The organism is Pseudomonas sp. B6(2017) (assembly GCF_002112765.1).
In the GTDB taxonomy this organism is placed as follows: domain Bacteria; phylum Pseudomonadota; class Gammaproteobacteria; order Pseudomonadales; family Pseudomonadaceae; genus Aquipseudomonas; species Aquipseudomonas piscis.
On record NZ_NEIQ01000011.1, the window covers coordinates 52,267 to 75,069 of the forward strand.

Annotated in this window: 15 protein-coding genes; 4 read left to right on the forward strand and 11 right to left on the reverse strand. The window is 66.3% G+C overall.

Annotated features, from left to right (window positions below; all coding sequences use genetic code 11):
• Positions 1-124: 124 nt before the first annotated feature.
• Both ccoG and CAG11_RS19465 read right to left on the reverse strand, forming a co-directional pair.
• Complete coding sequence (ccoG, locus tag CAG11_RS19460) at positions 125-1,540, reverse strand: cytochrome c oxidase accessory protein CcoG (RefSeq protein ID WP_085597498.1); 1,416 nt, start codon at positions 1,538-1,540, stop codon at positions 125-127.
• A gap of 207 nt (positions 1,541-1,747) precedes the next feature.
• Positions 1,748-1,981, reverse strand: coding sequence for a DUF3203 family protein (locus tag CAG11_RS19465; RefSeq protein WP_085597499.1), 234 nt, complete (start codon positions 1,979-1,981; stop codon positions 1,748-1,750).
• Between the two features lie 180 nt (positions 1,982-2,161).
• Here CAG11_RS19465 and CAG11_RS19470 point away from each other — a divergent pair, with 180 nt between their 5' ends.
• Entirely contained in the window at positions 2,162-2,656 is a 495-nt protein-coding gene (locus CAG11_RS19470) for an MgtC/SapB family protein (protein ID WP_022639000.1), read from the forward strand.
• An 11-nt stretch (positions 2,657-2,667) separates the two neighbouring features.
• Here the strand turns inward: CAG11_RS19470 and CAG11_RS19475 are convergent, their stop codons facing one another.
• Positions 2,668-2,868: a hypothetical protein gene (locus CAG11_RS19475; protein ID WP_085597500.1), complete on the reverse strand. Its 201-nt coding sequence runs from the start codon at positions 2,866-2,868 to the stop codon at positions 2,668-2,670.
• 211 nt (positions 2,869-3,079) lie between these two features.
• On the opposite strand from CAG11_RS19475, the gene CAG11_RS19480 reads away from it, so the two are divergent.
• From CAG11_RS19480 to glgB, 3 genes are all read left to right on the forward strand, one after another.
• Positions 3,080-5,074 carry an alpha-1,4-glucan--maltose-1-phosphate maltosyltransferase gene (locus tag CAG11_RS19480; protein WP_085597501.1) on the forward strand — a complete coding sequence of 665 codons (1,995 nt, stop codon included), beginning with the start codon at positions 3,080-3,082 and terminating at the stop codon, positions 5,072-5,074.
• 76 nt (positions 5,075-5,150) lie between these two features.
• A complete protein-coding gene (gene treS / locus CAG11_RS19485) occupies positions 5,151-8,495 on the forward strand; it encodes a maltose alpha-D-glucosyltransferase (RefSeq protein WP_085597502.1) in 3,345 nt (1,114 codons plus the stop codon).
• Entirely contained in the window at positions 8,492-10,723 is a 2,232-nt protein-coding gene (gene glgB, locus CAG11_RS19490) for a 1,4-alpha-glucan branching protein GlgB (protein WP_085597503.1), read from the forward strand. The genes treS and glgB overlap by 4 nt, the downstream gene beginning before the upstream one ends.
• A 60-nt stretch (positions 10,724-10,783) precedes the next feature.
• Here the strand turns inward: glgB and CAG11_RS19495 are convergent, their stop codons facing one another.
• From CAG11_RS19495 to treZ, 8 genes are all read right to left on the reverse strand, one after another.
• Positions 10,784-11,473 carry an alpha/beta hydrolase gene (locus CAG11_RS19495; RefSeq protein WP_085597504.1) on the reverse strand — a complete coding sequence of 230 codons (690 nt, stop codon included), beginning with the start codon at positions 11,471-11,473 and terminating at the stop codon, positions 10,784-10,786.
• 101 nt (positions 11,474-11,574) lie between these two features.
• Positions 11,575-12,381 carry an endonuclease/exonuclease/phosphatase family protein gene (locus CAG11_RS19500; RefSeq protein ID WP_085597505.1) on the reverse strand — a complete coding sequence of 269 codons (807 nt, stop codon included), beginning with the start codon at positions 12,379-12,381 and terminating at the stop codon, positions 11,575-11,577.
• An 84-nt stretch (positions 12,382-12,465) separates the two neighbouring features.
• A complete protein-coding gene (locus CAG11_RS19505; RefSeq protein WP_085597506.1) occupies positions 12,466-13,224 on the reverse strand; it encodes a PIG-L deacetylase family protein in 759 nt (252 codons plus the stop codon).
• A gap of 344 nt (positions 13,225-13,568) precedes the next feature.
• A complete protein-coding gene (gene glgX / locus CAG11_RS19510; protein ID WP_085597507.1) occupies positions 13,569-15,734 on the reverse strand; it encodes a glycogen debranching protein GlgX in 2,166 nt (721 codons plus the stop codon).
• 101 nt (positions 15,735-15,835) lie between these two features.
• Positions 15,836-16,132 carry a DUF2934 domain-containing protein gene (locus CAG11_RS19515; protein WP_085597508.1) on the reverse strand — a complete coding sequence of 99 codons (297 nt, stop codon included), beginning with the start codon at positions 16,130-16,132 and terminating at the stop codon, positions 15,836-15,838.
• A gap of 21 nt (positions 16,133-16,153) precedes the next feature.
• A complete protein-coding gene (locus CAG11_RS19520) occupies positions 16,154-18,928 on the reverse strand; it encodes a malto-oligosyltrehalose synthase (RefSeq protein WP_085597509.1) in 2,775 nt (924 codons plus the stop codon).
• Positions 18,925-21,006, reverse strand: coding sequence for a 4-alpha-glucanotransferase (gene malQ, locus CAG11_RS19525; RefSeq protein ID WP_085597510.1), 2,082 nt, complete (start codon positions 21,004-21,006; stop codon positions 18,925-18,927). The genes CAG11_RS19520 and malQ overlap by 4 nt, the downstream gene beginning before the upstream one ends.
• The gene (treZ, locus tag CAG11_RS19530) at positions 21,006-22,790 is read right to left on the reverse strand and encodes a malto-oligosyltrehalose trehalohydrolase (RefSeq protein WP_085597511.1); all 1,785 of its coding nucleotides are present in this window, start codon (positions 22,788-22,790) and stop codon (positions 21,006-21,008) included. The genes malQ and treZ overlap by 1 nt, the downstream gene beginning before the upstream one ends.
• Positions 22,791-22,803: the final 13 nt, after the last annotated feature.

Below are 22,803 nucleotides of genomic sequence, written 5' to 3' on the forward strand. Positions count from 1 at the left end.
CGGTGCGACATGCGTGAGGTAGCGAGAGTAGGGGCTGCGACCCGCGGGCGCCAGGAAGGTCCAGGGCGCCCACGGGTGCTCGTGGCGTGGCCCGGGATATCCCTCGCCACGGCATTCTAGAGGTTCAGCGGTTCATCGGCGCGACAAAACGACTCGCCGCCACGGCCTGGATGCCCGGATCGTCGCTATCGCTGACCTTGAAGCTGATGTCCTGGGAACTGCTTTGCGGGCGTTCCTGGACCAGCGCCACCGAAACCGGCAAGTCGATGATTTCACCTGGAGCCAGGCTCAGCTCGGTCTTGCCTTGCAGCTCGAAGCCTTCGCCATCCACCAGGGCTACCTGGTATTGCTGGCGTTGCTGGGTCTTGTTGATGATCTTCAGGCTGTAGATGTTCTCGATCTGCCCCAGGGCGTTCTCGCGGAACAGGCCACGGTCCTTGGTCACGTCCAGGGACACCATCGGCCGCTGCACCAGGGCCAGGGTCAGCGCGCCGATCATCACCAGCATCACTGCGCAGTAGCCCACCAGGCGCGGCCGCAGCAGGTGGGTCTTGCCCCCTTGCAGCTCATGTTCGGAGGTATAGGAGATCAGGCCGCGGGCGTAGCCCATCTTGTCCATGATCGAGTCGCAGGCATCGATGCAGGCGGCGCAGCCGATGCATTCCATCTGCAGGCCGTCGCGGATGTCGATGCCGGTGGGGCATACCTGCACGCACAGCTGACAGTCGATGCAATCGCCCAGGCCGACGTCGGCGGGCTTGACGTCGCGCTTGCGCGGGCCTCGGCTTTCGCCACGGGCCGGGTCGTAGGAAATGGTCAGGGTGTCCTTGTCGAACATCACGCTCTGGAAGCGGGCATAAGGGCACATGTGCATGCACACTGCTTCGCGCATCCAGCCGGCATTGATATAGGTGGCGCCGGCGAAGAACACTACCCAGAACAGGCTCAGGCCGCCGATCTGCAGGGTCATCAGTTCCTGGGCCAGGGGCCGGATCGGAGTGAAGTAGCCAACGAAGGTCAGGCCGGTGAGCAGGCTGATGCCCAGCCACAGGGTGTGCTTGAGGGCACGGCGGGCCAGCTTGTTGGCGCTCCAGGGCGCGGCCTGCAGCTTGATCCGCTGGTTGCGGTCGCCCTCCGTTACCTTTTCGCACCACATGAACAGCCAGGTCCAGGAACTCTGCGGGCAGGTATAGCCGCACCACACCCGGCCGGCGAACACCGTGATGGAGAACAGGCCGAAGGCGCAGATGATCAGCAGCGCCGAGAGGAGGATGAAGTCCTGGGGCCAGAAGGTGGCGCCGAAGATATGGAACTTGCTTTGCGCCAGGTCCCACAGCACTGCTTGGCGTCCGCCCCAGTTCAGCCAGACGGTGCCGAAGAACAAGAGGAACAGGAACCCTGCGCCGCTCATGCGCAGGGTGCGGAACAGTCCGCTGAAACTACGGGTATAGACGTGTTTGTCGGTGCTCTTCGTCTTCATCTGTTTAGGGCGTGAAGGTTCGAAGGTCTCTACTAATCGGACGGGGATTCTTTCGCTCATGGTCGTTCGCTCATAGCCTCCATCAGGCCGCGCAACTATGACCACGGATCTGTTTGCATAACAGACTCAGCTATTTGATAAAAAAGCGGATCAGATGGCCTTTCCAGGAGGCCTGCGACAACTTGCTGCACCCCGGCAAGTTCCCCAGGGACCTGGCCCCGCAGGCTGATGGCACAGGGCTGCGGGGCGGACCCTGATCCAGGTCAGTCAAATCACCGAATCACCCCCGGAGGCCTTGAGGTGGCGTCGGCCGTCGGTGGCACCTGCTACGGTCAATGCGTCGGCTTCTGCTTCGGTGATGTAGATCCGCTCGCCCTTGATCTCCACCGCCGACATTGCCCTGGCGCTGTCGGTGATGATGGTCACGGCACTGGCGGGCAGGCGTTCGTGGAGGGTCTGGGTGTCGAAATAACAGTGCTGCTGTTCGATGCGCAGGCTCATGTCGGGTACCTCCTGGCGATGGCTATACAGGTTAGGGCCCGTAGCGCGGCCAGGGTTCGCCGCCGGCGATCAACGGCGGCCAGGCAGTGGGTCGGCACCATCTGCCCGACGCCGCGGTCCATTCTTAAAGAAGCCCATGTCCCGCAACCCGCGGGGCCTGGATGGCCGGAGGAGCACTCGATGGACGCCTGGTGGCATGAGGTATGGCTGACCCTGCAAGCGGAGTTCGCCGATATCGGCGATGCGCGGCAGATGACCCGGATCATCCTGCGCCTGCTGCTGGCAGCGGCGCTGGGCGCGGTGCTGGGGTTCGAGCGGGAACAGAAGGGCAAGGCGGCGGGAGTGCGCACCCACATGCTGGTGGCCATGGGCGCCGCCTTGTTCGTACTGGTGCCGAGCCTTTCGGGAGCCCAGTCCGATGCCATGAGCCGGGTGCTCCAGGGAGTGATCGCCGGGATCGGCTTCCTCGGTGCCGGGACCATTCTCAAGGGGCGAGAGGAGGAGGCAGGCCAGCACGTCAAGGGCCTGACCACCGCCGCCGGGTTATGGATGACCGCTGCCATCGGCGTCGCGGCCGGCATGGGCCGCGAGGCCACGGCGCTGTTGAGCACCTTGCTGGCACTGATGGTGTTCAGCCTGATGCCGTTGATCGTGCGGCGCCTGGAAAAGCGCTGAATACCGCCTGTCTATCTATGCTTGCCGGCGAACCGCCGCACTTGTTCCCGCTGCTCGGCCAGCACCGGCGGCCTGGGCATGGGCGGGTCGACCTTGGGCGGCGGGGTGCTGTCCGGTGGCTCCTGCTCGGGAACCGCCGGTGGTTCGCTGGGCGGCAGGGGTGGCTGGTCGATGTTCGGATCAGGGGGATCCGCCGGGATCGGGATACTCATTGCTGGCCTCCTGGGTGCTTGCAGTTGCACCGGCTCGTTCGGTGGACCCCGCAACGGCGCATTTGATTCCCGCCGTCTCGATGATCAATTGCGCTGAACTTTCCGCAAGGCGGGTGGCTCGGAACCTAAGTGTGTCGATCCAGTGCTGTACCGGGGCATCGCCGACCCGGTCAGCCAAGCGTCGAGAAACAGTACAGAGGGGTGATGCTCGATGAGCGCAGAACAACCGACCGAACCGGACTACCAGGCGCACCTACCGTTGTCCCAGGCCTTGCTGCTGCCGCGCATCGCCATCGAAGATACCCGCCCGGTGCTCGATGGCGGCCAGTTCGCGGCCAAGGCCACTGCGGGCCAGCAGGTGGAGGTGGGGTGCAAGGTCTTCGCCGATGGCCACGACAAGCTGGCGGTGCGGGTGCGCTGGCGCAACGAACGGCAGGACGTTTGGCACAGCCGGGTCCTGGAAGACCAGGGCAACGACGCCTGGCTGGGGTACTTCCCGGTGCCGGAGGCGGGCCGCTACCGCTTCTGCATCGAGGCCTGGATCGACCCGTTCGCCAGCTTCTGCTACGAGCTGGAAAAGAAGCACCTGGCCGCCCAGCCGGTCAGCCTGGAACTGCAAGAAGGCCGGACCCTGGTGCAGCAGGCTGGCGAACGCAGCGAAGGCGCGCTGCGCGAACAACTGCTGGTACTGCACCAGCAACTGGGCGGCTTGCTCGCGGCCGAGCAGGTGGCGCTGTTCCTAAGTGCCGACAGTGCCCGGCTGATGGCCGAGGCCGACCTGCGTCCCTACCTCAGCCTGAGTCCCGAATACCCATTGGACGTGGAGCGCGAGCGTGCGCAGTTCGCCAGCTGGTACGAGCTGTTTCCCCGTTCCATTACCGACGATCCGGCGCGCCACGGCACCTTCGATGATGTGCATTCACGCTTGTCGATGATCCATGACATGGGCTTCGACGTGTTGTATTTCCCGCCGATCCACCCCATTGGCCGGCGCCACCGCAAGGGGCGCAACAATGCCTTGGTCGCCGCTCCGGACGATCCCGGCAGCCCCTATGCCATCGGCAGCGAGGAGGGCGGCCACGAGGCGATCCATCCGCAACTGGGCAGCCGCGAGGATTTTCGCCGGCTGGTGGCCGCAGCCGCCGACCATGGCCTGGAAATCGCCCTGGATTTCGCCATCCAGTGCTCCCAGGACCATCCCTGGCTGACCGAGCATCCGGGCTGGTTCAACTGGCGCCCGGACGGCACGATCAAATACGCCGAGAACCCGCCGAAGAAGTACCAGGACATCGTCAACGTCGACTTCTATGCCGCCGATGCCATCCCCAGCCTATGGCTGGAGCTGCGGGACATAGTGCTCGGCTGGGTCGAGGAGGGCGTCACCATCTTCCGGGTCGATAACCCGCATACCAAGCCGTTGCCGTTCTGGCAGTGGTTGATCGGCGATGTGCGCAGCCGGCACCCGCAGGTGATCTTCCTGGCCGAGGCCTTCACCACCCCGGCGATGATGGCGCGCCTGGGCAAGATCGGTTATTCCCAGAGCTACACCTACTTCACCTGGCGCAACACCAAGAACGAACTGGCCAGTTATTTCAGCGAGCTGAACCAGTCGCCCTGGCGCGAATGCTTCCGGCCGAACTTTTTCGTCAACACTCCGGATATCAACCCCGGCTTCCTGCATGACTCGGGCCGCCCCGGCTTTCTCATCCGCGCGGCGCTGGCGACCATGGGCTCGGGCCTGTGGGGCATGTATTCGGGGTTCGAGCTGTGCGAGTCGGCGCCGTTGCCGGGCAAGGAGGAGTACCTGGATTCGGAGAAGTACGAGATCCGCCCGCGGGACTTCAAGACCCCGGGCAACATCATCGCCGAGATCGCCCAGCTCAACCGTATCCGCCGCCAGAACCCGGCGCTGCAATCGCACCTGGGGCTCAAGCTGTACAACGCCTGGAACGACCGGATCCTCTACTTCGGCAAACGTAGCGCCGACGGCGGCAACTTCGTGCTGGTGGCGGTCAGCCTCGATCCCTTCAACCCCCAGGAAGCGCATTTCGAGCTGCCGCTCTGGGAAATGGGCCTGCCCGATGATGCCGTCACCCAGGGCGAGGACTTGATGAACGGCCATCGCTGGACCTGGTACGGCAAGGTCCAGTTCATGCGTCTTGAACCGGCCCGGCCGTTCGGCATCTGGCGCATCAGCGTCGACTGACCTGGCCGCGCCGCCGGCCTTGAGGCCAGGCGGCAGTGGCCGGGCAGGGACCTCTGAACAGATTCAGGAGTGAGCAATGGCGAAGAAGACCCGACCCGCGACCTTCATCAAGGATCCGCTCTGGTACAAGGACGCGGTGATCTACCAAGTGCATGTGAAGTCCTATTTCGATTCCAACGACGATGGCGTCGGCGATTTTCCCGGGCTGATCGCCAAGCTGGACTACATCAAGGAACTGGGGGTCAACACCATCTGGTTGTTGCCGTTCTATCCCTCGCCACGGCGCGACGACGGCTACGACATCGCCGAATACCGTGGGGTCAGCCCCGACTATGGCACCCTGGCGGATGTCCGGCGGTTCATCGCCGAGGCCCACAAGCGCGAACTGCGGGTGATCGCCGAACTGGTGATCAACCACACCTCCGACCAGCACCCCTGGTTCCAGCGTGCCCGCAAGGCCAAGCCCGGTTCGGCGGCGCGCAACTTCTATGTGTGGTCCGATGACGACCAGAAGTACGCCGGCACGCGGATCATCTTCCTCGACACCGAGAAGTCCAACTGGACCTGGGACCCGGTGGCGGGCCAGTACTTCTGGCACCGCTTCTATTCCCACCAGCCGGACCTGAACTTCGACAATCCGCAGGTGATGAAGGCCGTGCTCTCGGTCATGCGCCACTGGCTGGACATGGGGATCGACGGCCTGCGCCTGGATGCCATCCCCTACCTGATCGAGCGCGATGGCACCAACAACGAGAACCTGGCCGAGACCCACGATGTGCTCAAGCGCATCCGCGCCGAGATCGATGCCCATTATCCGGACCGCATGCTCCTGGCCGAGGCCAACCAGTGGCCCGAGGACACCCAGCTGTACTTCGGCCAGGCCAGCGGCAATGGCGCCGATGGCGACGAATGCCACATGGCCTTCCACTTTCCGCTGATGCCACGCATGTACATGGCCCTGGCCCAGGAAGATCGCTTCCCGATCACCGACATCCTGCGCCAGACCCCGGAAATCCCGGCCAATTGCCAGTGGGCGATCTTCCTGCGCAACCACGATGAGCTGACCCTGGAAATGGTCACCGACAAGGAGCGCGACTACCTGTGGAACTACTACGCCGCTGACCGGCGGGCGCGGATCAACCTGGGCATCCGCCGGCGCCTGGCACCGCTGATGGAGCGTGATCGGCGGCGCATCGAACTGCTCAACAGCCTGCTGCTGTCGATGCCCGGTACCCCGACCCTGTACTACGGCGACGAGATCGGCATGGGCGACAACATCTACCTGGGCGACCGCGATGGCGTGCGCACGCCGATGCAGTGGTCCATCGACCGTAACGGCGGCTTCTCCCGGGCCGACCCGGCGAGCCTGGTGCTGCCGCCGATCATGGACCCGCTCTACGGCTACCAGTCGGTCAACGTCGAGACCCAGTCCGGCGATCCGCATTCGCTGCTCAACTGGACCCGGCGCCTGCTGGCGGTGCGCAAGCAATCCAGGGCCTTCGGCCGGGGCACGCTGAAGATGCTGTCGCCGAACAATCGCCGGATCCTGGCCTATACCCGCGAATACACCGGGCCCGATGGCAAGCAGGAGATCATCCTCTGCGTGGCCAACGTCTCGCGCAGCGCCCAGGCGGCGGAGCTGGACCTGTCGAGCTTCGCCGGCATGGTGCCGGTGGAGATGCTCGGCGGCAGCGCCTTCCCGCCCATCGGCCAATTGAATTTCCTGCTGACGCTGGCGCCCTATGGCTTCTACTGGTTCGTCCTGGCCAGCGAGCAGCAGATGCCCAGCTGGCATGTCGAGCCGTCCCAGAGCCTGCCGGAGTTCACCACCCTGGTGTTGAAGAAACGCCTCGAGGAATTGCTGGAGGCGCCAGCGCGCACCACCCTGGAGCAGGAAATCCTGCCCAGCTGGCTGCCCAAGCGCCGCTGGTTCGCCGACAAGGACAGCACCCTGGGCCAAGTGCAGCTGGTGTATGGCGTGCGCTTCGGCGATCCGCAGCATCCGGTGCTGCTGGGCGAGATCGAGGTCACCAGCCAGGGCCGCAGCCAGCGCTACCAGGTGCCATTCGGCCTGCTGGCCGAGGACCAGATCAGCAGCGCCTTGCCCCAGCAACTGGCCATGTCCCGGGTCCGGCGCGGGCGCCAGGTGGGCTTGATCACCGATGCCTTTGCCCTCGACAGCTTCGTGCGCAGCGTGCTCCAGGCGCTCCAGGCCCAGGCTCGCTTGGACAGCGACGCCGGGCAGATCCGTTTCGATGGCAGCCCGCAACTGCAGCGCCTGGGCCTGGATGCCGAGGTCGACGTGCGCTACCTGTCGGCCGAGCAATCCAACAGCTCGGTGGTGGTGGGCGAAAGCCTGGTGCTCAAGCTGGTGCGCAAGGTGGCCGGCGGCATCCACCCGGAACTGGAAATGGGCGCTTTTCTCACCCAGGCCGGTTTTGCCCATATTTCGCCATTGCTGGGCTCGGTGGTGCGCCGTGACGCGCAGGGCGAGGATCACCTGCTGATGATCGCCCAGGGCTACCTGAGCAACCAGGGCGACGCCTGGGAGTGGACCCAGAGCAACCTGGAGCGAGCGATCCGCGACGAGCTGGCCAGCGCCGTTTCCGAACAGGAGCAGCATTACAACGCCCTCGCCGAACTCCAGGACTTCGCCGGGCTCCTGGGCCAGCGCCTGGGGGAAATGCACATGCTGCTCGCCGCCCCCGGCAGTACTGCGGACTTCGCGCCCCAGGCCTATACCCAGGAGGACCTGCAGGCTTGCCAGCGCCAAGTCAGTGGGCAACTGGAACACAGTTTGCAATTGCTCGAAGAACACCAGGACAGCCTGGCCGAGACCGACCGTGGCCTGTGCCGACGCCTGTTGCGGCACAAGGGGCGCATCCTCGCCGCAGTCGATCAACTGGCCGGGCAATTGTTGGGCGGCTTGCGCATCCGGGTCCATGGCGACCTGCACCTGGGCCAGGTGCTGGTGATCAAGGGCGATGCCTACCTGATCGACTTCGAGGGCGAGCCGGCGCGGCCCCTGGCGGAACGCCGAGCCAAGCACAGCCCCTACAAGGATGTCAGTGGCGTGCTGCGTTCGTTCGACTACGCCGCGGCCCTGGCCCTGGAGGCGCCGGCGGTGGATGGCGCGCCGGATGCCCAGGCGGTCCGGCAAGCCGTGGTCGGGCGCTACCTGGAGCGCTCCCGTCAGGCTTTCGTCACGGCGTACCGACAGGCGACGGCTAATCTTGCCCATGGCTGGCGAGCGCCGGCGGCCGATGCCGCCCTGGTGCTGTTCAGCCTGGAGAAGGCGGCTTATGAGCTGGCCTATGAGGCGCAGAACCGGCCCGCCTGGTTGCACGTGCCGCTGCGCGGCCTGGCCGGCCTGTTGCGTGAACTACCGGACTTTTACGACATCGATGGAGAGCAGTCATGAATTTCTCGAACAGGGAGCAGGAGCGGCGCCAGGGGAGGTTGCTGCCACCGGCCGGGGCTATCGAGGCCCTGGTCCGGGCCGAGAACAACGACCCGTTCGCCATCCTCGGGCCCCATGGCGACGGTGCCGGTGGGCAGGTCATCCGGGCTTTCCTGCCCGGAGCGCTGAGTGTCCAGGTGCTGGACCGCGAGCAGCAGCAATTGCTCGGCAACCTGGAAGCCGACGAGGTGCCGGGGTTGTTCGCCGGGCATTTTCCCGAGGCCCGGCCCTACCTGCTGCGTGTGCAGTGGGCCGGTGGCGAACAGGTCAGCGAAGACCCCTACAGCTTCGGGCCGTTGCTTGGCGAAATGGACCTGTACCTGTTCGCCGAAGGCAATCACCGCGACCTCGGCAGTTGCCTGGGAGCCCAGTTGACCACGGTGGACGGCGTCGCCGGTGTGCGTTTCGCGGTGTGGGCGCCCAATGCCCGGCGGGTCTCGGTGGTGGGTGACTTCAATGTCTGGGACGGCCGTCGGCATCCCATGCGCCTGCGCCATCCTTCGGGGGTCTGGGAGCTGTTCATCCCGCGCTTGCACGCTGGTGAATCCTACAAGTACGAGGTCCTGGGCCCCCACGGCATCCTGCCGCTCAAGGCCGACCCGGTAGCCCTGGCGACCCAGATGCCGCCCGACACCGCGTCGAAGGTCGCGGCGCCGCTGGCCATCGACTGGCAAGACCAGGAGTGGATGCTGGCCCGTGGCGAACGCCAGCGGGTCGATGCGCCGCTGGCGATCTACGAGCTGCACGCCGGTTCCTGGCAGTGCGAGGTCGACGACGTGGGCGAGGTGGCCCGCCACTACAGTTGGCCGGAGCTGGCCGAACGGTTGATTCCCTACGTCAAGGAACTGGGCTTCACCCATATCGAGCTGATGCCGATCATGGAACACCCGTTCGGCGGTTCCTGGGGCTACCAGCCCCTGGCGCAGTTCGCGCCCAGCGCCCGCTACGGTACGCCCGAGGAGTTCGCGGCCTTCGTCAATGCCTGCCACCTGGCGCAGATCGGGGTGATCCTGGACTGGGTACCGGCGCACTTTCCCACCGATACCCATGGGTTGGCGCAGTTCGATGGCACGGCGCTGTATGAGTACGGCAACCCCCTGGAAGGTTTCCACCAGGATTGGGACACCCTGATCTACAACCTCGGGCGTACCGAGGTCCACGGCTTCATGCTGGCCTCGGCCCTGCATTGGCTCAAGCATTTCCATATCGACGGGCTGCGGGTCGATGCGGTGGCCTCGATGCTCTACCGCGACTACTCGCGCAAGGCCGGGGAGTGGGTGCCCAACCGTCACGGCGGCCGGGAAAATCTCGAGGCGATCGAGTTCCTGCGCCATCTCAACGACGTGGTGGACCTGGAGGCGCCGGGCGCCCTGGTGATCGCCGAGGAATCCACCGCCTGGCCCGGGGTCAGCCAGAGTACCGAGCATGGCGGGCTGGGCTTCGCCTACAAGTGGAACATGGGCTGGATGCACGACTCCCTGCATTACATCCAGCAAGACCCGGTCTATCGGGCCCACCACCACAACGAGCTGAGCTTCGGCCTGGTGTATGCCTGGTCCGAGCGCTTCATCCTGCCGATCTCCCATGATGAAGTGGTGCACGGCAAACATTCGCTGATCGACAAGATGCCCGGCGATCGCTGGCAGAAGTTCGCCAACCTGCGGGCCTACCTGAGCTTCATGTGGACCCATCCAGGCAAGAAGCTGTTGTTCATGGGCTGCGAATTCGGCCAGTGGCGCGAGTGGAACCACGACCAGCAGCTGGACTGGTACTTGCTGCAATATCCCGAACACCGTGGCGTGCAACAGCTGGTGGGCGACCTCAACCGCCTGTACCGCGAGTATCCGGCGCTGCACGAGCAGGACCACGTGCCCCAGGGCTTCCAGTGGCTGATTGGCGACGATGCGCTCAACAGTGTGTATGCCTGGCTGCGCTGGAGCCGCAATGGCGAGCCGTTGCTGGTGGTGGCCAACTTCACCCCGGTGCCACGCGAGGGGTATCGCGTGGGCGTACCCTTGGCCGGGCGCTGGAGCGAGGTACTCAACAGCGATTCGCAGCTCTATGCCGGGTCCAACTACGGCAACGCCGGCGAAGCCTTCAGCGAAGAACAGGAAAGCCACGGCCAGGCCCTGTCCCTGGTGCTCAACCTGCCGCCCCTGGCGGTGCTGATCCTGCGCCCCGGCCACTGACACGACTAAAGGGCGCGCTTCGTTTAGCCGCTGCCGAAGTTGAACGCCAGCCCTGGCCGATCAGAGGCTGGCGGCGGCCTCGGCGATCAACCCGGCCACGGCGTGCGGCTGCGAGGCCAGGGAGGCATGGCTGGCGTCCAGGCGGATCACCTTGCGCGCGTTCAAGCGCGCGGCCATGCGCTCCTGGTTGTGCGGGGCGATCATGCGGTCGGCGCTGGAGATCTGGTACCACGAGGGTTTGTCGCGCCAGGCCGGGGCGCCCAGGGTATCGCCGAAGGTGCTGGCCAGCGGGGCTTTCTGGACCAGGCCCATGATCAGTCCCTCGCGGGGCGGCAGGTCCTGGCAAAAACTCTCATGGAAGCGCTCCGGACGAACCCACAGGTAGCCGTCGCTGTCCGGTTCCAGGTTGGCCGCGGCCGCGGGAGGAAACTCCTGGGTCAGGCTGCCGGGGCTCTCGCCGCTGTCGGGAGCGAAGGCGGCGATGTACACAAGGCCTGCGACGTTGGCCTCGTGGCCGGCCTGGGTGATCACCGCGCCGCCGTAGGAATGCCCCACCAGCAGTACCGGCCCGGCTTGCTGGGCCAGCAGATTGCGGGTGCGCTCGACGTCGTCGGCCAGGGACGTCAGGGGCAACTCTACCGCGCGGATCTTCTGCTGGCCGCGTTCCAGCAGATCGTCGATGACCCGGTTCCAGTGGGCGGCGCCGCCCCAGAACCCGTGGACCAGGACGATCGTGGGGGTATCGCTCATGGCATCGCTCCTTTTCACGGCAGCGGCGGCCCCGGGCGGCCGCCCAGGGTCCCTGTCCGTTACAGAGCATGCATCAGCCTCGGCGCGGCGCCAGTGCCGGTTCAGCAATCCGGATGTACGGCAGGTTCCGGCAGGTGGACTTCCACCGCCAGGGGCAGGTGGTCGGAGAGGTGGGTCCAGGGTTTGTTGCCCAGGATCTGCGGGCTGTGGCTGCCGGCGTTGCGCAGGTAGACGCGGTCCAGGCGCAGTAGCGGCCAACGTGCCGGATAGGTGCGGGCCGGGCGGCCATGATGGCGTTCGAAGGCTTCGTGCAGGTCGTTGCGTCGGCCCAGGATGCTGTTGCCGCGCAGCTGCCAATCGTTGAAGTCACCGGCGATGATCACCGGGGCCTGCCCGGGCAGGGATTCGAGCAGTTGGCAGAGCAGGGCCAGCTGTAGCTGCCGGTGGCTTTCCAGGAGGCTCAGGTGCACGCAGATGGCATGCACTTCGTCGTGGCCAGGCACATCCAGCACGCAATGCAGCAGGCCCCGGCGCTCGGGGCCGGTGATCGACACATCGAGGTTGCGATACTGGCGGATGGGGAATTTCGACAGCACGGCGTTGCCGTGATGGCCATCGGGATACACCGCGTTGCGCCCGTAGGCATAGTCGCTCCACATGCTGTCGGCGAGGAACTCGTACTGCGACTGGGAAGGCCAGTTGTCCAGGCGCGAGGCGTGGCGGCCATGCTCGCCCAGCACCTCCTGGAGGAACACCAGGTCGGCCTGGGTGCTGCGCACCGCTTCGCGCAGCTCGGGGAGGATGAAGCGCCGGTTCAGGGCGGTGAAGCCCTTGTGGGTGTTGACCGTCAGGATGCGCAACCGCTGGGTGGCCCCGCGGGGCACTGGCCGGGTGGAGTCGCTGTTCACGCTCGCTCCTGTGAAATCAGTGGCGGTTACTGCTTGGGACTGATGACCGGCGCTGGCGTTCAGCTGGATTCCACCCGGACCGCGCTACATGAGGATGATTTCGTAGGGCAGGCGCATGCGTTCGAGCACGATGGGCGACAGCGACGGCTGCAGGCCGATCTCCGGCTCGCCCTGCAGTTGGCTGGCGTAGGCATGGGCGGCGTGGCGCTTGCGGGCCACGGTCCAGGTGTCCAGGCGCAGCTTGCGCGCGCGTTGCCAGGGAATCTGGTGCTCCTCGCGGGCCGAGCTGTGCCAGGCCCACACGGGGATCTCGCAGAACCTTGCCCCCACCTGCGCCGCGGCCTTGGCGGCAGCCCGGCCCACGGCCTCGTGATCGAGGTTGCCGTCTTCGCGCCAGGTACTGAACACCACGTCCCCGGGGCGCAGGTAGCGGCTGATGAACGGCACCAACTGCTGCTCGCGCTCGCTCAAGGCGCTGTCGGCGAACCCGCCGCGAATCCATTTCAGGCTATGCAAAGGCAGGCCCAGGCGGCGCAGGGCCTCGGCGCTTTCCTGGGGCCGGAACACACTCAGGCGGCGTTCCGGCCAGACCTCGGACCCGGGGTGGCTGGCGCTGCCATCGCTGACCGAGATGAGCTCCAGGGGGTGGCCGTGGTGGGCCAGCACTTGCAGCAGGCCGCCACTGGCGATCACTTCGTCACCGGGATGCGGAGCCACCATCACCGCGCGGGAACCGGCCGGTACCAGGTTGGCAAGATTGATGGCCGGGACCTCGGCCAGGTTATGGGCGCTGTTCCAGATCTGGCTGGGCCAGCTGTTATCTATTGCGGATATGGCTTTCATAACGTGATACATCCCTGTTTCCGGGTCGTATGCGAAAAGCTGAACGAGCGTTCAGCATCGGCCCTGGGTTTGCACGCACGCTGATTTCATGGCACCTGCCTCAGCGTGAAGTACCGGTGTCCCATCCCTTTGGAACGCCGTGATAGCTGCGCAATCATACTCAGCCCGGCGCCGTCCACACAGGGGGCGCCAGGATAATTTGTCGATTGCGGTCCGCTTGATAGGGTAGACGTATTTCGTTACCAGGTATGTCGCCCTGCCGAATATCGTCCCCGAAAAGCGCCAGGCGTCCCCCCAAGCCTCTGTTCCAAGGCGTTCCCAGGCCGACCCGGCCTGGGTTGCGGCTATTCCTGATCCTCGTGCTGGAGCTCGAAGAGCAGCAGCGAACGCCCGGTCACCGAGTATTCATGGCCGAAATCCAGGCGTTCCTGGCCGCGCACCGCCGGCTGGTTGGTATCGAGCATGCATGTCCAGAATTCCCCGGCCGGCACTTGCGGCAGGCGGAAGTTGACGATGTCGTGGTGCGCGTTGACCACCAGCAGCACCGTGGCGTCGGCACCCGGGCGGCGGATGCCGGTTTCCTGGGCGCGGCCATCGAGCAGCATGCCCAGGCACCGGCCATGGGCATCCTGCCAATGCTCGGTGGTCATTTCGCTGCCGTCGGGGGCCAGCCAGGTCACGTCCTTGACCCCGATATCCTCGTTGTAGTTGCCTACCAGGAAGCGTCCGCGCCGCAGGATCGGATAGCTCAGGCGCAGCTTGACCAGGCGCTTGACGAACTTGAGCAGCGACTTGCCATCGTCGTCCAGGTCCCAGTTGACCCAGCCGATCTCGCTATCCTGGCAATAGGCATTGTTGTTGCCGTGCTGGGTACGGGCGAATTCGTCGCCGGCCACCATCATCGGCGTGCCCTGGGCCAGCAGCAGGGTGGCGAAGAAGTTGCGCATCTGGCGCAGGCGCAGGGCGTTGATCGCCGGATCGTCGGTGGGGCCTTCTGTCCCGTGATTCCAGGACAGGTTGTTGTTGCTGCCGTCCTGGTTGTTCTCGTCGTTGGCCTCGTTGTGCTTGTCGTTGTAGGACACCAGGTCGTGCAGGGTGAAGCCGTCGTGGGCAGTGATGAAGTTGACCGAGGCGTACGGGCGGCGCCCCCGCTGGTTGAACATCTCTCCGGAGGCGGTCATGCGCCCGGCGAAATCCGCCAATTGGCCGTCATCGCCTTTCCAGAAGGCGCGCACGGTATCGCGAAAACGATCGTTCCACTCCATCCAGCCCGGTGGGAAGCGCCCCACCTGGTAACCGCCCGGGCCGCAGTCCCAGGGCTCGGCGATCATCTTCACCTGGCGCAGCAGCGGGTCCTGGCGGCAGGCGACGAGAAAGCTGTGGCGCTCGTCGAAGCCATCGTGATAGCGCCCGAGAATGGTCGCCAGGTCGAAGCGGAAACCATCGACGTGCATCTCGCCGGCCCAGTAGCGCAGCGAGTCGGTAACCATCTGCAAGACGCACGGATGGCTCAGGTCCAGGGTGTTGCCGGTCCCGGAATCATTGATGTAGAAGCGCTTGTCGTCGGGCATCAGGCGGTAGTACGAGGCGTTGTCGATACCACGCATGGACAGGGTCGGACCCTGTTCGTTGCCCTCGGCGGTGTGGTTGTAGACCACGTCCAGCAGCACTTCCAGGCCGGCCTCGTGCAGGTGCGCGACCATCTCCTTGAATTCGGCGATCTTGCCGCTGGCCAGGTAGCGCGGGTCCGGGGCGAAGAAGGCGATGCTGTTGTAGCCCCAGTAGTTGGTCATGCCTTTTTGCAGCAGATGCTGGTCGTTGACGAAGGCGTGGATCGGCAGCAGTTCCACCGACGACACCCCCAGGCTGCGGATGTGCTTGAGCACGTCCTCGACCATCAGCCCGGCGAAGCTGCCGCGTAACTGCTCGGGAACCGCCGGGTGGCGCATGGTGAAGCCGCGGACATGGGTCTCGTAGATGATGGTCTTGTCCCAGGGCACGCTGACGCGCTGGTCGTTGCCCCAGGTATGGGCCGGGTCGATCACCTTGCACTTGGGCACGAAGGGCGCGCTGTCGCGCTCATCGAAGCTCAGGTCGGCATCGGGATGGCCGATGGTGTAGCCGAATAGCGCCTCGGACCACTTGAGTTCACCCACCAGTTGCTTGGCATAGGGGTCGATCAACAGCTTGTTGGGGTTGAAGCGATGGCCATTGACCGGATCGTAGGGGCCGTGCACGCGGTAGCCATAGACCAGCCCGGGATGGGCGTCGGGCAGGTAGCCGTGGAAGATTTCGTCGGTGTACTCCGGCAGTTCGATGCGCTCCAGCTCCACCTCGCCGGCGGCGTCGAAGATGCAAAGCTCGACCTTGGTGGCGTTGGCCGAGAACAGGGCGAAATTGACGCCCAGGCCGTCCCAGGTGGCGCCCAGGGGGAAGGGCAGGCCTTCACGGATGCGCGAAGGCTCGCCATCGGGGCTTGCGGTCAGGCTGTGCTTGGTGACTGTACTCATGGTTGCTCCTGCAATGAGAAGGGTGGAACAGGCGCGAAGGCGATCATTGCGGCACTGGCAGTGTCACAACGGCAAGGGTGTGGGCCGGGCTGCGGAATATTTCAGTTGGTGGGCGGCTTGCGTGGCGCCCGGGGCTTCTTGGCCGCGGCCGGTTTCTCTCCCGGTGGCAGCACTGTGGTGGCCGACTTGGCCTTGGGCTTGACCGCCGCCTTGGCCCCGGGCTTGGCGGCTGCCGGCTTGGCCTGCGTGGCCTTGGGCGGCTTGGCCGGGGCCAGGGCTTCGGCCTCGGCGAGCTTGCAGGCCATTTCCCAATGGCGTTGTTCCTGGCCCTGGGGTTTTCCTTCCGATTCCCAGATTTGATAGGCGAACTCACGTATGCGTTTGTCGTCGGTACTCATTGCAATGCTCCCGCGCTGGATTCAATGGTCGATCAAGAGGTTCAACGCGAAGTCCCGCAGGACCTCGGCGAGCATCAGCTCCCTGTGGGCTGTGACTGTCGCGTTGGCAAAAAGTCCATTCAGATTGCGCCCCGGGGCGGCGAATGGCAGTTGCACCCGGGTATCGCCCCAGAGCGCGGCATCCACGTGCGGCAGCGGACTGTCACCGAGCAGCCCGGCGACCCGTACCGGCACCAGTACCAGCGCTCGCTGCTGACGGTATTCGCGCAGGAAGGCCAGGACCTGGCCGGCCCGCTGCCCCAGGACCTGCAACGGCTGGTAGCTGCCATGCCGGAACAGCTGCGGATGTTGCCGGCGCAGCTCCAGGGTGCGGGCGATCAGGCCTTGCTTGATGTGGCCGGTGTGCCAGTGGGCCAGCCACTGGGCCGCCGTGGCCGGCTGCTCCAGGGCCTGGCGCCGGGCCTGGTAGTCCACCGGCCGGCGGTTGTCCGGGTCCACCAGGCTGAAGTCCCAGAACTCATTGCCCTGGTACAGGTCGGGGACGCCGGGCACGGTCAGGCGCAACAGGGTCTGCGCCAGGCTGTTGAGGGCGCCGGCGGGGGCGATGGAGCGGGCCGCGGCGGCGATCGATTGGCGCAGTTCCAGGCCCCGGGGCGCGAGCAGCAGGTTCTCGACGAAGGCCTGCACGGCCTCTTCGTATGGCGGGTTGGGGGCGGACCAGCCGCTGTGCAGCTTGGCCTCGCGCAGGGCCTTGAGCTGCCATTGCCAGATGCGTCGGGCATATTCCTCCAGGGCCGGGCCCGCGTCGGCCTGCAGGTCCAGGGGCCAGCTGCCCAGCAGGCTCTGGTAGAGAATCAGCTCGTCCGCCGCCGAGGGGGCATCGGCGCTGGTGCGCAGCGGCACTGCCAGGGCTCGCCAATGGGCTACTTGCCGGGCATACCAGGTGCCGCGTTCGCTGAGCACCGCCAGCCGGGCCCGGCTGTCCTCGCCGCGCTTGTGGTCATGGGTGGCGGTGGCCAGCAGGTTGTCGGGAAAGTTCTCCAGGCGCTCGCTGCAGGCCTGGTGGAACGCCGCCAGTGGCGCACTGAAGGCCTGGGGATCGAAGCCGACATCGTTGCGCGCCAGCAGCACCGCCGAGCGATAGAAGGCCGTGTCTTCCACGGCTTTGGCCGCCGCGGGCGAGGTCAGTTGCTGGAAGCGCACCCCGGCATGGCGCAACAGGCTGCGCGCCGGCCCTGGTGGCACCTGGCGCCAGCCCTGGCCGCCGAGCCAGCGGTCCAGGTAATCCAGTACCGGCCAGTCGGCTTCGCTGAGGCTGGCCCGGGCGCCTTCCAGCGCTTGCTGGAAAAAACGCTGGTCCTGGGGCCCGCGGCCGCATCCGCCGATATAGGTGCGGTACACCGGGAAGTGCACGATCAGCTCCTGCAAGGCCCGGCGGATGGCGCCCAGGGTCAGGTCGCGACTCATCAGGTCCAGCCTTGCCACTTGCAACAGGGCCTGGGCCACGCTTTCGAAGTCCCCGGCCAGGGAACCATTGAGGATCTGCTGGCGAGCCAAGCGCGCCTCGTCGACGAACTGCGACGAGCGCTGGCTGTGCTGGCTCCAGAGTTCGGCCAGGGGCGCCTGGCCGGCCGGGTCCAGTTGCAGCAGCGATAGCTGGTTCATGAACTCGTAGCCGGTGCTGCCGTCGACCCCCCAGTCGCGATGCAGGGTTTCACCGGCACCGAGGATCTTCTCCACATAGATCGGCAAGTGCTCGCCGGGACGCAGGCGATCGACCCGGCGCCGCAGCTTGCGGCAATAGCCTCGGGGGTCGGCCAGGCCGTCGACATGGTCGATGCGCAGGCCATCTACCAGACGGCGCCGGATCAGCTCGAAGATCTTGCCGTGGGTCGCTTCGAATACCGCAGGCCGCTCGACCCGCAGGCCACCCAGTTCGTTGATGTCGAAGAACCTGCGCCAGTTGATGTCGTCGGCAGCCGTGCGCCAACTGGCCAGGCGATAGACCTGGCGCTCCAGCAATTGGTGCAGGCGTTCGAAGCCGGCGGCCTGCCGGGAGTCATAGTCGACAAGCTTGTGCTCCACGGCCTCGCGCACCTCGGGTTGTTGCAGTGCCTCGCCCAGGGCCTGTTGCAAGGCCTGCGCCTGGGCGTGGGCATCGCTGTTGAAGCGCAGGGCGGCGAAAGCGTCGGCCAAAGGCTTCAAGGTTTCGGCCGCTGCGCCGTGAGGGTGCAGCAACTCTGCATAGTCGCCGGGGCAGATGGGGAAGCGATGCTCGTGGTGGCGGACATGGAACCCCCGCAAGTCATCGTCCAGATGCAATTGCAGGCTGCCTTCCTGCAACGCCTGGCCGTAGTCGCTGCCCAGGAATGGTAGTAGCAGCTGGCCGGCCATCAGCGGGTCGGACGAGTGCCACTGGATATCGAAGAACTCGCCATAGGGGCTCAGGCGCCCCCAGCGCAGCAGGTCGAGCCACCAGGGATTATCGCCGCCCCCGACCGCCATGTGATTGGAGACGATATCCAGGATCAGCCCCATGTCGTGCTCGCGCAGGGCGGTCACCAGGCGCTCCAGGGCCGCTTCGCCGCCCAGCTCCGGGTTGACCCGGGTCGGGTCCACCACGTCATAGCCGTGCATCGAGCCGGCACGGGCGCTGAGCAAGGGCGAGGCATAGAGGTGGCTGATGCCCAGGCGTGCGAAGTAGGGCACCAGCGGCACGGCGTCATCCAGGGTGAAGCCCTGGTGGAACTGCAGGCGCAGGCTGGCTCGCAATTCCAGGGTAGGTTCTAGGTTCATCGATCACGCTCCTGTGCTTGTCGCCGGGCGCAGGCCAGTTGTTCCAGGCGCCGCGCGGCGTCGGTGTCGTCCAGCAGGCGCCGGGCACTCCCAGCCAGGCGCCGGCGCCAATTGGGGTGACCCTCGACGGTGCCTGGCAGGTTGGCTTGCTCATCGATGCCCAGCGCGTCCTCCAGTGGCAACAGCACCAGGGGCGCACGGGTATGGCCGAGGAAGCGCACGCTGGCGTCGAGCAACTGGTCGGTTTCATCCAACGGCTCGCGAAAGTTCTGCGGGTCCCGGCCCAGGGCCTGGCGCAGGCCGTCGCGCTCGCGCTGGCGATGTTCGCGCCAGTGCCTGGCCCCGGCGTCATCCACCAGTTCCAGGCGCTGGTTCCACTCTATGTCGCGGCCGTGCCACCAACCGGCCAGGGGCGGCAGGTCATGGGTGCTGGTGGTGGCCAGGGCGTTGTCCGGCCAGTCTAGGATTGGCTTGAAATGACAGCCCTGGTCCTGCTCGAACAGCAGCACGCGCATGCCGAGCATGCCCTTTGCGGCGAGCTTTTCCCGCAGGCCATCGGGCACCGTGCCCAGGTCCTCGCCGAGGACGATGGCCTGGTGGCGCTGGGATTCCAGGGCCAGCAGGCGCAGCAGGTCGTCCACTGGGTAGTACAGGTATGCTCCATCGCAGGGTGGGGCGCCCAGGGGAATCACCCAGAGCCGCTGCAAGCCCATCACATGGTCGATGCGCAAGCCGCCGGCATGGGCGAAGTTGGCCCGCAGCATCTCGATGAAGGCACGAAAGCCATTGCGTTGCAGGCCTTCGGGAGAGAAGGCCGAGATCCCCCAGCCCTGGCCCTGGCGGTTGAGAATGTCCGGCGGGGCGCCCACGGTCAGCTCGGCCAGCAACTGATCCTGGCGGCTCCAGGCCTGGCTGCCGCCACCGTCGGCGCCCACCGCCAGGTCGGCGATCAGGCCGATGCCCATGCCGCTGCTACGGGCCGCGCTTTGCACGCGCTCCAGGTTGCGTGCGATCAGCCATTGGCAGAACGCATGGAAGTCGATTTCCTCGGCTTGCTCCTCGGCCAGGCGTGCCAGTTCCGGGCTGGCCGGGTCGCGCCAGTACGGCGGCCAATGGCGCCAGTCCGGATCTTCGCCACGGGCCACCCGCAAGGCTTGGATCGCCTCGAAACGACAGTGGTTTTCCAGGGCCTCGCCGGCAGCCTGGCGATAGCTGGCGAAGTCCTGGTGCAGCGGGTGCTCGCCATGGCGGAAGCCCTGGTACAGCTCGCGCAGCACCTGTTGCTTGGCCTGGGCCGCTGCCGGCCAGTCGATCAGCGGTTGTTGCTCCAGCGCCTGCAACTGCGGGCCCAGGCCACAGGCCTCGATGGCGGTACGCCAGGCCCGTTCGCCAAGGATCGCCCCCGGGGCGGCGTACAGGCTGTTGAGGAACAACCGGCTGGAGGGCGAGTAGGGGCTATAGCGCTGCGGATCGCAGCTGAACATCGCGTGCAGCGGGCTGATGGCCAGGGCATCGGCGCCACGTTCGGCGGCCTGGCGGGCCAGCTCCTCCAGGGCCTGGGTATCGCCGAAACCGCCATCGCCGCTGCGGCGCAGGGCGTACAACTGCACCCCCAGGCCCCAGGCCCGCGGCGGCTGGTCGGCCACTGCGTCGGCCACGCTGTAGCAACGTTCGGGGGCCACGGCGAGGATGAAGCGTTCGTCCTCGATGTCCACGCTGTGGTAGCCCACGGGCAATTCCCCGGGCAACCGGCTTTCGTCATCGAGCTGCAATTGCCGGCTGCTGCCGTCTTCCAGCTGCACCCGGCACTGGGTCTGCGCCGGGAAATAACGGGCCAGGTCCAGGCCCTGGCCGACGTCGGCGGTCAGCAGTGGCGGCAGGTGCCGGCCCTGCTGCCGCTGTTGCAGTTGCTGCAGGCTGCGTTCGATCTCCTGGCCGTTGCCGGCCGGGTGGCCCAATCCGGCCAGTACCGCCCGCAGGACCCGGGCCTCGACCTTCTGCGGCCGGCCGTTGGCGTCGATCCAGTCCACCGCCAGGCCGGCGCGGCTGGCGAGTATTTCCAGTTGCGCATCGCTCATTAACGCTCTCCATCGGGGGCTGTCGCAGGCTGCAATTGCACTAGCGCGCTGAAGGCCGGCAACCAGCCCTGGCGCCAATGTTCCAGGGTGCCTGGCGGGTACTGGAACCACGGCTGGGCATCGGTCCCGGGCTGCAGTTCGACCCGGTGCGCGCTGAGGTTGAGGTCGATACGCAGCAGGCTGCCATCGCCCAGGCGCCAGCGGGCGGTGAGGGCGCCCTCGGCCAGCACCTCGGCGCCCAGGGCGCGGGCTCCGGGCAGGCGCGGCACCAGCTCGCGGTGGCGGATCCGCAGCAGTTCGCGGTACAGCGCCCGGGTGGCCTCGGCCTGCTCGCCGTCATGGCCCGGACGCGAGGCCTGGAAGGTCGACTGCGCATTGGGATCGGGAATGCGCTGGCGCTCCGAGGCGTCGGCGAAGGCGCTGAAGGCGGCGAATTCGTCGCGCCGGCCTTGGCGCACGGCTTCGGCCAGTTCGCCCTGGTGGCTGGTGAAGAACAGGAAAGGTTCCTGCGCCGCCACTTCATCACCCATGAACAGCAGCGGGATCATCGGTGCCAGCAGCAACAGCACCGTGGCCGCGTGCAAGGCTTGGGGCGGGGCCAGCTGGTTGAGGCGTTCGCCGAACGCGCGGTTGCCGATCTGGTCGTGGTTCTGCAAGAACAGCACGAAGGCACTGGGCGGCAAGTGGGCGCTGGGTTCGCCGCGCCGCCGCCCATGGCGGTCCAGGTGGCCCTGGAAGGCGAAGCCCTGGCCCAGGCAGCGCGCCAGCTGCTGGGTCGGCTGTTCGGCGAAGTCAGCGTAGTAAGCCTCCGTTTCCCCGGTAAGCAATACGTGCAGGGCGTTATGGCCATCGTCGTTCCACTGGGCATCGAAGCCGTGCTGCAACAGGCTGGCCTGGTTCGCCTCGTTCTCCAGGTTGAGCCACACCTGGCGGTCGCCGGGAACAGCTTCGCGCACCCGCTGGGCCAGCTCCTTCAGGAAGCCCGGATCGTCGATGGCATGCACCGCATCCAGGCGCAGGCCGTCGAAGCGGTAGTCCAGCAGCCACATCAAGGCGTTGTCGATGAAGAAGTCGCGCACCGGCCGGCGACGGAAGTCGATGGCGGCCCCCCAGGGGGTCTGTCGGTCCTCGCGAAAGAATGGGCTGGCGTAGCGCTGCAAATAGTTGCCGTCGGGGCCGAAGTGGTTGTAGACCACGTCCAGGATCACCCCAAGGCCCAGGCCGTGGGCCGCGTCCACCAGGGCCTTGAGTTGCTCGGGCGTGCCATAGGAGGCTTGCGGGGCATAGGGCAGGACGCCGTCGTAGCCCCAGTTGCGTTCACCGGGGAACTGCGCCAGGGGCATCAGTTCGATGGCCGTCACCCCCAGTTCCACCAGCGCCGGCAGCACCTGCTGCACTCCCTGGTAGCCGCCCAGCAAGCCCACGTGCAGTTCGTAGATCACCGCTTCGGCCCAGGGCCGGCCGGCCCACTGTGGATGCTGCCAGGCATAGGCCTGGGGATCGACCACCAGGCTGGGGCCATGCACGCCGCCGTTCTGGGCCCGGGACGCCGGGTCCGGCACCTGCAACTGGCCGTCGATATTGAACCGGTAGCGGCTGCCCGCCGGGCAGCGCGCCTGGATCATGAACCAGCCTTCGGGCTGGGGCAGCATGGGCACGGACTGGCCGTTGCCCAGTTCCACGCTGACATGGTGCGCATCCGGGGCCCAGAGTGCGAAGCGGGTCCGTTCGGCGTCGAGCAGCACTGCGCCGTGGCGCAGGCTGGATGGCGTGCTTGCTGGCATCTGTCAGTGCTCC

Coding starts and splice junctions, on each gene's coding strand:
- CAG11_RS19495 (WP_085597504.1), bottom strand. CDS start 11,473: ATGAGCGATACCCCCACGATCGTCCTGGTCCACGGGTTCTGGGGCGGC.
- CAG11_RS19520 (WP_085597509.1), bottom strand. CDS start 18,928: ATGAACCTAGAACCTACCCTGGAATTGCGAGCCAGCCTGCGCCTGCAG.
- CAG11_RS19470 (WP_022639000.1), top strand. CDS start 2,162: ATGGACGCCTGGTGGCATGAGGTATGGCTGACCCTGCAAGCGGAGTTC.
- CAG11_RS19475 (WP_085597500.1), bottom strand. CDS start 2,868: ATGAGTATCCCGATCCCGGCGGATCCCCCTGATCCGAACATCGACCAG.
- CAG11_RS19480 (WP_085597501.1), top strand. CDS start 3,080: ATGAGCGCAGAACAACCGACCGAACCGGACTACCAGGCGCACCTACCG.
- treZ (WP_085597511.1), bottom strand. CDS start 22,790: ATGCCAGCAAGCACGCCATCCAGCCTGCGCCACGGCGCAGTGCTGCTC.
- CAG11_RS19515 (WP_085597508.1), bottom strand. CDS start 16,132: ATGAGTACCGACGACAAACGCATACGTGAGTTCGCCTATCAAATCTGG.
- glgB (WP_085597503.1), top strand. CDS start 8,492: ATGAATTTCTCGAACAGGGAGCAGGAGCGGCGCCAGGGGAGGTTGCTG.
- treS (WP_085597502.1), top strand. CDS start 5,151: ATGGCGAAGAAGACCCGACCCGCGACCTTCATCAAGGATCCGCTCTGG.
- glgX (WP_085597507.1), bottom strand. CDS start 15,734: ATGAGTACAGTCACCAAGCACAGCCTGACCGCAAGCCCCGATGGCGAG.
- ccoG (WP_085597498.1), bottom strand. CDS start 1,540: ATGAGCGAAAGAATCCCCGTCCGATTAGTAGAGACCTTCGAACCTTCA.
- CAG11_RS19505 (WP_085597506.1), bottom strand. CDS start 13,224: ATGAAAGCCATATCCGCAATAGATAACAGCTGGCCCAGCCAGATCTGG.
- malQ (WP_085597510.1), bottom strand. CDS start 21,006: ATGAGCGATGCGCAACTGGAAATACTCGCCAGCCGCGCCGGCCTGGCG.
- CAG11_RS19465 (WP_085597499.1), bottom strand. CDS start 1,981: ATGAGCCTGCGCATCGAACAGCAGCACTGTTATTTCGACACCCAGACC.